This window comes from Cryptosporangium japonicum (genome assembly GCF_039524755.1).
GTDB classification, from domain to species: domain Bacteria; phylum Actinomycetota; class Actinomycetes; order Mycobacteriales; family Cryptosporangiaceae; genus Cryptosporangium; species Cryptosporangium japonicum.
In genome coordinates, this window is the sequence record NZ_BAAAGX010000037.1 from 1 (window position 1) to 13322 (window position 13322).

At 70.6% G+C, this 13322-nt stretch carries 8 protein-coding genes; 5 read left to right on the top strand and 3 right to left on the bottom strand.

Features of this window, described 5'->3' with window-relative positions:
- Nucleotides 1–1746: 1746 nt before the first annotated feature.
- From ABD437_RS38305 to ABD437_RS38325, 5 genes are all read left to right on the top strand, one after another.
- Nucleotides 1747–3261 (top strand): sensor histidine kinase, encoded by a 1515-nt coding sequence (locus tag ABD437_RS38305; RefSeq protein ID WP_344653891.1) that lies wholly within the window; start codon nucleotides 1747–1749, stop codon nucleotides 3259–3261.
- Between the two features lie 12 nt (nucleotides 3262–3273).
- Nucleotides 3274–3963 (top strand): response regulator, encoded by a 690-nt coding sequence (locus ABD437_RS38310; RefSeq protein WP_425558342.1) that lies wholly within the window; start codon nucleotides 3274–3276, stop codon nucleotides 3961–3963.
- Nucleotides 3964–4014: 51 nt separating this feature from the next.
- A complete protein-coding gene (locus tag ABD437_RS38315; protein ID WP_344653892.1) occupies nucleotides 4015–4707 on the top strand; it encodes a Clp protease N-terminal domain-containing protein in 693 nt (230 codons plus the stop codon).
- Between the two features lie 227 nt (nucleotides 4708–4934).
- The gene (locus ABD437_RS38320; protein ID WP_344653991.1) at nucleotides 4935–5708 is read left to right on the top strand and encodes an ABC transporter ATP-binding protein; all 774 of its coding nucleotides are present in this window, start codon (nucleotides 4935–4937) and stop codon (nucleotides 5706–5708) included.
- On the top strand, nucleotides 5708–8239 hold the full coding sequence (locus ABD437_RS38325) for an ABC transporter permease (protein WP_344653893.1): 2532 nt from the start codon (nucleotides 5708–5710) through the stop codon (nucleotides 8237–8239). The genes ABD437_RS38320 and ABD437_RS38325 overlap by 1 nt, the downstream gene beginning before the upstream one ends.
- 194 nt (nucleotides 8240–8433) lie before the next feature.
- On the opposite strand, the gene ABD437_RS38330 is transcribed toward ABD437_RS38325, so the two are convergent.
- From ABD437_RS38330 to metH, 3 genes are all read right to left on the bottom strand, one after another.
- Nucleotides 8434–8982 (bottom strand): hypothetical protein, encoded by a 549-nt coding sequence (locus tag ABD437_RS38330; RefSeq protein WP_344653894.1) that lies wholly within the window; start codon nucleotides 8980–8982, stop codon nucleotides 8434–8436.
- A 63-nt stretch (nucleotides 8983–9045) separates the two neighbouring features.
- Nucleotides 9046–9729: an HAD family hydrolase gene (locus tag ABD437_RS38335; protein WP_344653895.1), complete on the bottom strand. Its 684-nt coding sequence runs from the start codon at nucleotides 9727–9729 to the stop codon at nucleotides 9046–9048.
- Nucleotides 9726–13289 (bottom strand): methionine synthase, encoded by a 3564-nt coding sequence (gene metH, locus ABD437_RS38340; protein WP_344653896.1) that lies wholly within the window; start codon nucleotides 13287–13289, stop codon nucleotides 9726–9728. Before metH ends, ABD437_RS38335 begins: the two co-directional genes overlap by 4 nt.
- Nucleotides 13290–13322: the final 33 nt, after the last annotated feature.

Genomic DNA, 13322 nt, shown 5'->3' on the forward strand with positions numbered 1-13322 from the left:
GGGCCAGGCGGGCCGGGGCCAGGCGGGCCGGGGCCAGGCGGGCCGGGGCCAGGCGGGCCGGGGCCAGGCGGGCCGGGGCCAGGCGGGCCGGGGCCAGGCGGGCCGGAGCGGAGCGGGGCCAGGCGGGCCGGAGCGGAGCGGGGCCAGGCGGGCCGGAGCGGAGCGGGGCCAGCAGCCTCGCCGGTCAGCCGGGTGCATCGGCACTCTGCGGGCGCACGAAGTCAGTCGCGGATCGGGGTGCCCGAGTTTCACCGGGGCGCCGGGCGCGAGGTCACTTCGCTTGCGCGGCTAGTGACACACTTTTGCCTGCGTTGCCGTGGTAGCCCAGCGGCGAGCCCGGTCTGACCGTTTTCGGGATCATCGCGGAGCAACTTCCCGGTCGAACGCCGGCCTCGAGCGGCGGAGATCTACCAGCCGTGCCGATGCTGCCGAGTGCGGCGACTATCAGCTCGGCCAAGCAGGGCACTCGCCGCCGCACACGACACATTCGCGTCCGGTTCCGGTGGCCACGGTGCGCCTCCCCCGACGATCCATCACCAAGCGCTCCTGCCCGCGGGATGAAGTGGCACTGGGCTCCACGCAGTCCGCTGGCGGTGTCTCTTGGGCGCACCGCCACCTGTGCCCGCGGCGCCCTCCATCTGCGGCGCCCTCCATCTGCGGCGCCCTCCATCTGCGGCGCCCTCCATCTGCGGCGCGTGAACCTACGCGCCTCCCTGACTGGCGATGGCCGCGCACTGGTGGCGCATTCCACACCTGCGGTGCCATGTGTGCTCGCTGTCGTCCCGCGCTCGGCAAGTTTTGCGCTCGATATGCCTAGCTCCTCGCAGCCGCCTGCTGCAGTTGCTGATCCCTGCACCTACCGTGTCACCCGCAACGCCGCGCAATTTGCGTAACGCTGAGCCCGCTGAGCCCGCAGAGCCCGCAGAGCCCGCAGACCGATAAGGACTGCGAGCCCGGCGGACCAAGCGCGGTAGACACAGCGACTGCAGCAGATGTGCGCACGCACCAACCACACCGTGCGCACTGAACACACCAGGCCCGCGGGCACCAAACCGCGCTGCAGTTGTAGAAGCGCCGCGGGTCCAGAGGGCTGCCGGTCCAGAACGCCGCCGGTTCAGAGCGCTGCGAATGCGGGATTAGCGGCGTGGCAGCAACGCACCACACGCGTGGCGCCATAAGAGCAGGACAGACGGCGGGTGCGGCAGATGCAGCAGGCGTATCGAGCATGGCAGACACAACCAGCGCGCCAGCCACTGCAGCCCCACCATTAACGGTCGTACCGGACCGCAGCCGCACCGGGCACCGCAGCCGCACCGGGCACCCCAGCCAGGCCAAACCGAGGTGGCACCAGATCAGCGGTCGCGACCCGGCAACATGTCACGCCAGGCACGGGGGTCGCGATCCGGTATCGAGTCACACCAGACACAGCAGTCGCAATCGGCACGCAGGTCGCAGACACACCAGTCGTGCCCGACACAGCAGCCCCGTCCGACCCTGCAGTCACGCCCGGACCCCGCAGTCACGCCCGGGCCCCGCAGTCACGCCCGACCCCACAGCCGCGCCCGACCCCACAGCCACGCCCGACCCCACAGCCACGCCCGACCCCACAGCCACGCCCGACCCCACAGCCACGCCCGACCCCACAGCTACGCCCGGCCCCACAGTCACGCCCGACCCCGTGGTCGCATGGGGCGCAGCGGTCGCGGGCGGCGCGGGGTGGGGGGCCGGTCGGACACAATGAACGCCGTGCGCTTTCCGTTGCCTCTGATCGACGGGCGGCCCCGCTCCGGCGCGGGTCGTCGCTTCGGCGGCTTCGGGCTCGTTCCGCGGTCGGACCAGGCCCCCTCCACACACCGCTGGTTCGGCCGACAAGGCCCCTCCGCACACAGCTGGTTCAGCCCACGGAGCCCCTCCGCACCCCACTGGTTCAGCCGACAGCAACCCGAACGGGACAACGCCACACGCCGGTGGTTCAGCGGGCGGGACGCCTCCGCACGTCGGTGGTTCGGCCGACCGCGACCCGACGAAGCCACCGCCACCCGGCGCTGGTTCAACACGCCGCCGCCCGAGCACGACCCCGCCAAACCACGCTCGACCTGGCGGACGCTCGGCGTCGACTCGGCCCTTGCTCTCACGATTCTCGCCCTGTTCGCCGTCGCGGCCGGTCCGGTCGGGCCCGATCCCAGCCGGGCCACCACCGAAACCGCGTGGTGGTTCCTGCTGCCGACCTTCGCGATCCTCCCGGTCGCGCTGCGCCGGGTGGCGCCGCTGCCGTCGGTCGGGCTGGTCTGTGTGTCGCTGCTCCTCACCGAGTGGCACGCCGACGCGGTGGCGGCGACCACGGTCGCGGGGCTCGTCGTCACCTACACGCGCGCGGCGCTCGCCCCGGTGCGTCGGGCCGTGCTGGCCACGGCGGCGCTGGGGTTCTGCGGGAGCGCGGTGGGGCTGGTGGGGCCGGAACCCGACGCGGAGCGGTGGGCGGCGACCACGTTCGGCGTCGTCGCGTTGCTGGCCTGCTTTTTCCTCGGGCGGACCGTGTTCACCCGGCGGGCGTACACGGCGGCGCTGGAGGAGCGGGCGCGGGTGGCCGAGCTCAACCGGGAGGCCGCCGCGCGGCAGGCGGTCCTCGACGAGCGTCGGCGCATCGCGCGTGAGTTGCACGACATGGTCGCCCACCACGTCAGCGTGATGGGGGTGCTGGCCACCGGCGCCCGGCGGACGCTGCGCCGCGACCCCGACTCCGCCGACGAGGCCCTCAAGACGATCGAGGACACCGGGCGGGCCAGCCTGCGTGAGATGCGCCGCCTGCTCGACGTCCTGCGTACCGACGACGAACGGGCCCCGGACGAGCCGCCGCCCGCCTCGGGGGTCGCCGGCCTCGAGCAGCTGGCCGAGCAGGTGCGTGAGGCCGGGCTCGACGTGGAGCTCACGGTCTCCGGCGCGGCACCCCAGCTCGATCCGGGCCTCGACCTGACCGTCTTCCGGGTGGTGCAGGAGGCGCTCACGAACACGCTCAAGCACGCGGCCGCCACGCACGCCGTGATCACGGTGGAGTTCGCGGTCGACGGCGTACGCATCACGGTGACCGACGACGGGCACGGTCCGGCGCCGGGCGACGACCACCTGGGCCACGGGCTGGTGGGGATGCGTGAGCGTGTCGCCCTTTACGGTGGCACGCTGCGGACCGGTGCACGGTCCGGTGGCGGGTTCCGGGTCTACGCCCGGTTACCCCTGGACGGCGCCTCCCGGGCGTCGGCCTGACGAGGAGAGAGGGTGACGGTGACCGAACCGGCGCAACCACGACGGATCCAGGTGCTCCTGGCCGACGACCAGCCGCTGCTGCGCACGGGCTTCCGGATGGTGCTCGGCGCCGAAGCCGACCTCGACGTCGTCGGGGAGGCCGGTGACGGGGTGGAGGCGGTCGAGCTCACCCGGCGCCTGCTGCCGTCGGTCGTGCTGATGGACGTCCGCATGCCCCGCCTGGACGGGGTGGCCGCGACCAGGGCCATCGTCGCCGCCGGTCTGCCCACCCGGGTGCTGGTGCTGACCACGTTCGACCTGGACGAGTACGTGGTGGGCGCGTTGCGTGCCGGGGCCAGCGGTTTCCTCTCCAAGGACGTGCCGGCCGAGGACCTGATCGCGGCGATCCGCACGGTGGCGGCGGGCGAGGCGGTGGTCACCCCGCGCATCCTGCGTCGGCTGCTCGACCAGTTCGCCGACCGGCTGCCCGAGCCGGGCGTCGACCCGCGGAGCCCGCTGAGCGTGCTCACCGACCGGGAGCAGGAGGTGCTCACGCTGATGGCGCGGGGCAAGTCGAACGGGGAGATCGCGCGCGAACTGTTCGTCAGCGAGACGACGGTGAAGACCCACGTCGGGCACGTGCTGACGAAGCTGGGCATCCGCGACCGGGTGCAGGCGGTGATTTTCGCGTACGAGACCGGCCTGGTCCGGCCGCGCTCCTGAAGGCGTCAACCTGAAGTTGACGATCGGAAGTCGTCAACCTAGGGTTGACGCATGACCACACCCCAGCTTCCCCCCGGCATCGGACTCGACGCGCTGATCGCCGGCATCAAGAAAGCCCAGAGCGACCCGCTCGAGCAGCTCTCCACCGCGGTGCTCACCGCCGAGGCCGTCAGTGACGTCGCCGACCACCTGATCGGGCACTTCGTTGACCAGGCCCGCCGCGCCGGCGCGTCCTGGACCGACATCGGCCGGAGCATGGGCGTCACGAAGCAGGCCGCCCAGAAGCGGTTCGTGCCCGGCGATCCCGACCAGAACTTCGCCCGTTTCACGCCCCGGGCGCGCAACGTCGTCGTCCAGTCGCAGGAGGAGACGCGCCGCGCCGGGAGCCCGGAGATCGGGCCGGCGCACCTCGTGCTCGGGCTGCTCGCCGAGCCCGAGGCGATCGCGGCGAAGGCGATCGTCGCCAGCGGCACGACGCTGGACGCGGTGCGGGCCGCCGCCACCGCGACGCTGCCGCCGGCCGTGGAGGACCTGCCCGCGCTCATCCCGTTCGACGCCAACGCCAAGAAGGTCCTGGAGCTGACGTTCCGCGAAGCGCTGCGGCTCGGCCACAACTACGTCGGCACCGAACACATCCTGCTCGCGCTGCTCGAGCACGAGAACGGCGACGGTCTGCTCACCGGCCTCGGTGTCACGAAGACGACAGTCGAACCCGTGATCGCCGAGGCGCTGAGCCAGCGGTAGTACCCCAGAGGGAGTACAGCTCAGGGGAACCCTGAGAGCGCTCCCGGGGTCGGTGTCCCCCCTAGGTCGTACGTGCGGACCAGACCAGGCGACGACGAATACGCCTTGAGCCTCCCCTTACGTTGGGGTGGACGCTGCATCACGACAGCACACGGGGATGTGGCACGGCTGTGAACCGCTTGCGGCCGCGCCGAAATCAGGGGATGGAGAGGGCTGTGACGACGCCGATGACCGACTCATCGACAGCCGACGCGACCGGCAGCACTGCCGCCGCGCGGGCAGTCGACGTGTGGAAGGTCTACGGAACTACCGAGGACACCCGGGTGAACGCGCTCGCCGGTGTCAGCGCCGAGTTCGAGCGGGGCAAGTTCACCGCGATCATGGGGCCCTCCGGGTCCGGCAAATCGACGCTCATGCACTGCCTGGCCGGGCTGGACTCGATCTCCCGCGGTGAGGTCTGGATCGGCGGCACCCGGGTGGACACGCTCGGGGACAAGGGCCTGACGCTGCTGCGCCGGGAGAAGGTCGGCTTCATCTTCCAGCAGTTCAACCTGCTGCCGACCCTCACCGCCGAAGAGAACATCCTGCTGCCGCTGAACATCGGCAAGCGCAAGCCCGACCCGGAGTGGATGGCCACGGTGATCAAGACCGTCGGTCTCGGCGACCGGCTCAAGCACCGCCCGACGCAGCTCTCCGGCGGTCAGCAGCAGCGCGTGGCGTGCGCCCGTGCGCTGGTCTCGAAGCCCGACGTGGTCTTCGCCGACGAGCCCACCGGCAACCTCGACTCCCGCTCGGGCGCCGAGGTGCTGCAGTTCCTGCAGAACTCGGTCCGCGACTTCGGCCAGACGATCGTGATGGTCACCCACGACCCGAACGCGGCCTCGTACGCCGACCGGGTCGTGTTCCTCGCCGACGGCCAGATCGTCGACGAGATCTTCGAGCCCACCAGCGACCGGGTGCTGGAGAAGATGAAGACCCTGGACACGTTCGGGGCCGCGTGATGTTCCGCGCGACCCTCAAGAGCCTGTTGTCGAGGAAACTGCGGCTGACGCTGTCCGCGTTCGCCGTCGTCCTCGGCGTGATGTTCGTGGCCGGCTCGATCGTCATGACCTCGTCGATGGCGAAGTCGTTCGACGCGATGTTCCAGGGCATCAACAAGAACATCGACGTCCAGGTCACCGCGAAGCCGAAACTCGAGAACTCCGGCTCGGATACGGCCAGCGCGCTGATCCCGGCGTCGGAGATCGCGAAGATCGAGTCGGCGCCCGGCGTCGCGAAGGCCACCGCGAACGTGTTCGCCGACGGTGCCCGGGTGATCGGCAAGGACGGCAAGGTCGCTCCGAGCTTCGCCCCACGGTTCGGGAGCAACTGGACCGGCGAGGACGACCTGATCCAGCTGCGCGAGGGCCGCGGCCCGAACGCACCGAACGAGGTCGTCGTCGACGCCTCGATCGCGAAGGCGCTGAACTTCAAGGTCGGCGACACGATCGGCATCCTGACGCTGCAGCCGAAGAAGGAGTTCACGCTCGTCGGCATCTTCGGCTACAGCGGCGACCGGGACACGCTCGGTGGCTCGCAGGTCGTCGCCTGGCAGCTGCCGGTCGCGCAGGAGCTGATGCTCGGCCAGAAGGACGTCTACACCGATGTCCAGCTGCAGGCCGACGACGGCGTCAGCCAGACCGAGCTGAAGAAGACGATCGAGGGTGTCCTCGGCAGCGGCTACACCGTGCAGACCCGGGACGAGGTGAACGAGGCCAACTCCCAGGACATCCAGCAGGCGCTGAGCTTCGTCAACTACATCTTCCTGGGCTTCGCCGGTGTCGCGCTGTTCGTCGGCATCTTCCTGATCCTCAACACGTTCTCGATGCTGGTGGCCCAGCGGACGCGCGAACTCGCGCTGTACCGCGCGATGGGTGCCGCACGGGGACAGGTGATCCGGTCGGTGCTCTTCGAGGCGCTGGTGATCGGCGTGATCGCGTCGGTCGTCGGGCTGTTGTTCGGCATCGGGATCGGGTTCGCGCTGGGCTCGGTGTTCAGCAACTTCGGTGGCGCGAACATCGACCTGCAGCTCACGGTTCCGCTCTCGGCGATCATCGCGTCGTTCGTCGTCGGCATCGGCGTGACGCTGGTCGCGGCGCTGTTCCCGGCGGTCCGGGCCTCCCGGATCCCGCCGATCGCCGCGATGCGTGACGCCGCCACGCCGGACAAGCCGCTCACCAAGATCACGTCGATCGGTGGCGCGATCTTCATCGTGGGTGGCGCGCTGATGGCGTGGGGGCTGACCGAGAACGGCTCGCTGTGGGCCCTGCTCGGCGGTGTGCTTCTGGTGTTCATCGGGGTCGCGCTGCTGACGCCGATCGTCAGCCGGCCGATCGTCTCGGTGATCGGGCGGATCTTCGCCTGGTCGGTGCCCGGTCAACTCGGGCGGCGCAACTCCGCACGCAACCCGCGCCGCACCGCGATCACCGCGGCGGCCCTGATGGTGAGCATCGCGCTGGTCACCGGCGTCAGCACGATCGTCGCGTCGGCCAGCAAGAGCATCTCGTCGGCGGTCGGCGACCAGCTGAACGCCGAGCTGATCGTCTCCGGGCAACAGACCGGGCCGCAGCCGCCGACGTTCGACGTCGCGACGCTGGACAAGATGGAGCAGGCCGAGGGCGTCGACAAGGTCGCCGCGTTCTACGTCGGCCCGGCGCAGATCAACAACAAGCAGAGCTACCTGGCCGCTGCGAGCGACCCGGCGGCGACGCGCGAGTTGATCGGGTTGAAGGTGAAGTCCGGCGAGATCGACCGGATCGGCCCCAACCAGATCGTCGTCGACGAGGACACCGCGAAGGACCAGCGGCTCTCGGTCGGCGACCAGGTGCCGGTCCAGCAGGTCAAGGGTGGCGCCGAGAACTACGAGATCGTCGGCGTCTACGAGCAGAACGACGCCTTCAGCGGCTTCATGGCCGGCGAGGACGCCGCGAAGAACTTCCAGGTCGCCCAGCCCGCCCAGGCGTTCGTGAAGGTCGAGGACGGCGCGTCGGTCAAGGACGTCGAGGCCGAGATCAAGACGCTGCTGGCCGACAGCCCGGAGGTGAACGTGCAGGACCAGAGCGCGTTCATCGACCAGATCACCGGGCAGTTCGACACGATCCTGACCTTCGTGCAGATCCTGCTCGCGCTGGCGATCCTGATCGCGATCCTCGGCATCGTGAACACGCTGGCGCTGTCGGTGATCGAGCGGACGCGGGAGCTCGGCCTGCTGCGGGCGATCGGTCTGCGGCGCTCGCAGACCACCCGGATGATCACTGTCGAATCGGTGGTGATCTCGGTGTTCGGCGCACTGCTGGGTATCGTGGTCGGTGTCGGGCTGGGCGCGGCCGTGGTGCAGGCGCTCAAGTCGCAGGGGCTGAGCGAGTTCGCCCTCCCCTGGGGCCAGATGGGCACCTACCTGGTGCTGTCGGTGTTCGTGGGCGTGATCGCGGCGCTGCTGCCGGCGCTGCGTGCGGCTCGGTTGAACGTGCTGGCGGCCATCTCGTACGAGTAGGTCGGCGCGGTACGGCGGTTCCGGCCGGGCGGGGAGTCTCCCCGCCCGGCCGTCGCAGGTGGGCGGAGAAAGCACGGCGGCCGTCCGCGCACCCCTCGCGCTCGGACGGCCGCTCGTGATCAACAGCAGCAGGCGTCACCCCGGCACCGTGCCGCGGTTCCGACGGTAGACCAGCGGGGCAAGCGGGTTCCCGCTCAGCCCTTCGCCATCTGGATCAGGCCCTTGATGACGCCGATCACGCCGAAGATCATCGGGCCGGTGGCGACGAGGAAGTGGCCGCCCGGGTCGGCGAAGGCGAAGGTGCCGACCGTGATGGCGATGCCCACCACGAACAACACCGCGCTGCCGACGACGAGCTTCGTGCCGGGACGGTTCCAGAGGCCGGCTCCGGCGGCGGGAGCGGCGAAGTTCTGCTGCTGCGGGTACCCGGGCTGCGGGTAGCCGGGTTGGGGATACCCCGGCTGCGGGTAGCCGGGTGGGGGGTACCCCGGCTGCGGATAACCGGCCTGCGGGTAACCGGCCTGCGGATAGCCGGGCTGGGAGTAACCGGGCTGGGGGTAGCCCGGCTGGGGCGGCGCGCTGGTCGGATGACCCTGCTGCGGCGGCGCGCTCTGCGGGTGACCCGGCTGCGGCGGGCCGTACCCCGGCGGAGGGGCACCCCACGGCTGCTGGTGCGACGCGGGCTGACCGTAGCCCGGTAACGGTGCCTGGCCGGCCTGGCCGCCGTAGCCCTGTGGTTGCATCACGTCTCCCCGTTGGTTGCAGGTCTCATCGACCCCGCGAGGCACTCTAGACCCGCTGACGGGTCAGGACGCAACAGCCGTCAGGACGGCGGCGAGCTCCGGAAGGCCGACGCCCACAAGGGACTCCCGGTGGACGCGCCGGGGCCCGGACGGCACCGGTGCCTCACTCGGCACGACCAGCACCGGGCACCCGGCCGCCTCCGCCGACGCGGTGCCGTTCACCGAGTCCTCGATCGCGACGCAGGCCTCCGGGTTCACGCCCAGCAGCGACGCCGCACGCAGGTACGGCTCGGGGTGCGGCTTCGAGTGCGTGACCTCGTCACCGCACACCACCGCGTCGAAGTTCTCCCGCCCGAGCGTGTCGAGCGCGACCTCGACCAGGTTGCGCCGGGTCGCGGTGACCAGCGCGGCCGGGATCCCCGCCGCCCGGACCGCCTTCAGCACCTCCTGCGCACCGGCCCGCCAGACCAGCGACGTCGTGAACAACGTGCGCATGTAGTCCTCGAGCCAGGCGCCGCTCGTCGCGACGTCGAGATCCGGGCGCCCGAGGTCGGCGTGCAGGATCTCCATCGACATCGCCAGCGGCGCGCCGATCATCGTCGTCCGCGCCGCCGGGGAGAGCTCACCACCGAGGTGGTGAGCCAGCTCGTCCAGGCCGACGTCCCACAGCTTCTCGCTGTCGAACAGGGTGCCGTCCATGTCGAAGAGGACGGCGTCGGGAAGGGCCGCGTCGGGAGGGGGCGTCATCGGGCCGCGAAGTATTTCGCTTCGGGGTGGTGCACGACGATCGCCGACGTCGACTGCTCCGGGTGCAGCTGGAACTCCTCCGACAGCTTGACGCCGATCTGGTGCGGCTTGACCAGCTCGAACAGCTGCTCCTGCTGCTCCAGGTCGGGGCAGGCCGGGTAGCCGAACGAGTACCGGGCGCCGCGGTACTGCAGGTCGAAGAAGTCCTCCACCTTGGCGGGGTCCTGGTCGCCGAAGCCCAGCTCGCCCCGGACCCGCTGGTGCCAGTACTCGGCGAGCGCCTCGGTGAGCTGCACGGAGAGCCCGTGCACCTCGAGGTAGTCGCGGTAGGAGTTGGCCGCGAACAGCTCGTTGGCGTACTCGGCGATCCGGTTGCCCATCGTCACGACCTGGAACGCGACGACGTCGGTGCGCCCCTCCGCGGTCGCGGCCTCCCGCGAGCGGAAGAAGTCGGCCAGGTTGAGCCGCCGGTCGCGGACCTGCCGCGGGAAGCGGAACCGCACCCGCTCGGCCGACGCCGGGTCGGACGACTCCAGCACGATCAGCTGGTTGCCCTCCGACACCGCCGGGAAGTAGCCGTAGACCACGGCGGCCTCCAGCACCTTGTCGGCGAGCAGCCGGTCGAGCCAGTACCGCAGCCGCGGCCGGCCCTCGGTCTCCACCAGCTCCTCGTAGGACGGCCCCTCGCCGCCGCGGGCGCCACGCAGGCCCCACTGGCCGAGGAACGTCGCCCGCTCGTCGAGCAGCCCGGAGTACTCCGCCAGCGGGATGCCCTTGACCACCCGGTCGCCCCAGAACGGCGGCGTCGGCACCGGGTTGTCGGTGGCGACGTCGGACTTCACGCTCTCGTCGTCGACCGAGATCTCCGGGCCGGCCTTGGCCTTGCGCTCGGCCGCGATCCGGGCCGACCGCTCGTGCCGGGCCTTGCGCTCGGCGGCCTTGCGGGTCTCCTCGGCGCTCTCCTCCGGCGCGACACCGCCGCGCTTGGCCAGCATCAGCGCGTCCATCAGCCGGAGGCCCTCGAACGCGTCCCGGGCGTACCGCACGTCGCCGGCGTACATCTCGGCCAGGTCGTTCTCGACGTAGGCGCGGGTGAGCGCGGCGCCGCCGAGCATCACCGGCCAGCGCGCGGCGACCCCGCGCGTGTTCATCTCGGCCAGGTTCTCCTTCATGACCACGGTGGACTTCACCAGCAGACCGGACATGCCGATGACGTCGGCCCGGTGCTCCTCCGCGGCGTCGAGGATCGCGTTCACCGGCTGCTTGATGCCGATGTTGACGACGTTGTAGCCGTTGTTGCTCAGGATGATGTCGACGAGGTTCTTGCCGATGTCGTGGACGTCGCCCTTGACGGTGGCGAGCACGATCGTGCCCTTGCCCTCGTCGTCCTCGTTCTTCTCCATGTGCGGCTCGAGGTGCGCGACCGCGGTCTTCATCACCTCGGCCGACTGGAGCACGAACGGCAGCTGCATCTGGCCGGAGCCGAACAGCTCGCCGACCGTCTTCATGCCGGAGAGCAGCGTGTCGTTGATGATGTCGAGCGCCGACTTCTGCTGCAGCGCGGCGTCCAGATCGGCCTCGAGGCCGTTGCGCTCGCCGTCGACGATGCGCCGTTGCAGTCGCTCCTCGAGCGGCAGCGCCGCGAGTTCCTCGGCGCGGGAGGCGCTGGTGGACTTGGCGTCGACGCCGTCGAACAGCTCCAGCAGACGCTGCAGCGGGTCGTAGCCCTCGCGGCGGCGGTCGTAGATGAGGTCCAGCGCGGTCTCGCGCTGCTCCTCCTGGATCTTGCTGATCGGCAGGATCTTGCTGGCGTGCACGATCGCCGAGTCGAGCCCGGCCTCACGGCACTCGTGCAGGAAGACCGAGTTGAGCACCTGCCGGGCGGCCGGGTTGAGGCCGAACGAGATGTTCGACAGGCCCAGCGTGGTCTGGACGGCCGGGTGGCGCTGCTTGAGCAGGCGGATGGCCTCGATCGTCTCCAGGCCGTCCCGGCGGCTCTCCTCCTGGCCGGTCGCGATCGTGAACGTCAGCGTGTCGACGACGATGTCCGACTCGGCCATCCCCCAGTTCTGGGTGAGGTCGGTGATCAGCCGCTCGGCGATGCGGACCTTGTGCTCGGCGGTGCGGGCCTGGCCCTCCTCGTCGATCGTCAGCGCGACGACGGCGGCGCCGTGCTCGCGGATGATCGGCATGATGCGTGCGTAGCGGGACTCCGGCCCGTCGCCGTCCTCGAAGTTCACCGAGTTGACGATCGAGCGGCCGCCGAGCGACTCCAGGCCGGCCTCGATCACGTCGATCTCGGTGGAGTCGAGCATGATCGGCAGCGTCGACGCGGTGGCGAAGCGGCCGGCCAGCTCACGCATGTCGTCGGCGCCCTTGCGGCCCACGTAGTCGACGCAGAGGTCGATCAGGTGCGAACCGTCGCGAGTGGCCTCACGGGCGATCTCGACGCAGTCCTGCCAGCGGCCGTCGAGCATGGCCTCGCGGAACTTCTTCGAGCCGTTGGCGTTGGTGCGCTCGCCGATCATCAGCGCGCTGGCGTCCTGACGGAACGGCACCGACTGGTAGATCGACGCCACGCTGGGCTCGTCGTCGGGGTTCTTGACCGCCGGGGTGAGGTCCTTGACCGCGTCGGCGACCTGGCGGATGTGCTCCGGCGTGGTGCCGCAGCAGCCGCCGACCAGCTGCGCGCCGTACTCGGTGACGAACCGGGTGAGCGCGGTGGCCAGCTCGGCCGGGCCGAGCGGGTAGACCGCGCCGTTGGGGCCGAGCTCCGGCAGGCCGGCGTTCGGCATGACGCTCAGGCCGACGTGGCCGTGCTGCGAGAGGTAGCGCAGGTGCTCGCTCATCTCGGCCGGGCCGGTGGCGCAGTTGAGGCCCAGGTAGTCGACGCCGAGCGGCTCGAGCGCGGTGACCGCGGCGCCGATCTCGCTGCCCAGCAGCATCGTGCCGGTGGTCTCCACGGTGACGTGGCAGATCAGCGGGATCCGCTTCCCCAGCTTGGCCATCGCGCGCTGGGCGCCGATGATCGCGGCCTTGGCCTGGAGCAGGTCCTGACAGGTCTCGACGATGAACGCGTCGGCGCCGCCGGTGAGCAGGCCCTCGGCCTGGATCTGGAACGCGTCGCGCAGCTGGGCGTAGGGCGCGTGGCCCAGCGTCGGCAGCTTCGTTCCGGGACCGACCGAACCGAGCACGAACCGGGGCCGGTCGGCGGTGCTGAAGCCGTCGGCGACCTCACGCGCGATGCGCGCGCCCTTCTCGTTCAGCTCGAAGATCCGGTCGACGATGTCGTACTCCGCGAAGTTCGCGAAGTTCCCGCCGAACGTGTTGGTCTCGACCAGGTCCGCACCGGCCGCGAAGTACGCCTCGTGAATCGTCGCGACGACGTCGGGGCGGGTGGCGTTCAGGACCTCGTTGCAGCCCTCGAGGCCCTCGAAGTCGTCGAGCGTCAGGTCCGCGGCCTGCAGCATCGTGCCCATCGCTCCGTCGGAGACGAGGACCCGCTCGTTGAGCGCGGACGTGAGGGCAGTGGCCGGCGTGCTCCGCAGGATGGACACCATGTTGTCAAGCTTACCGTGAACGGTGACCGGGCT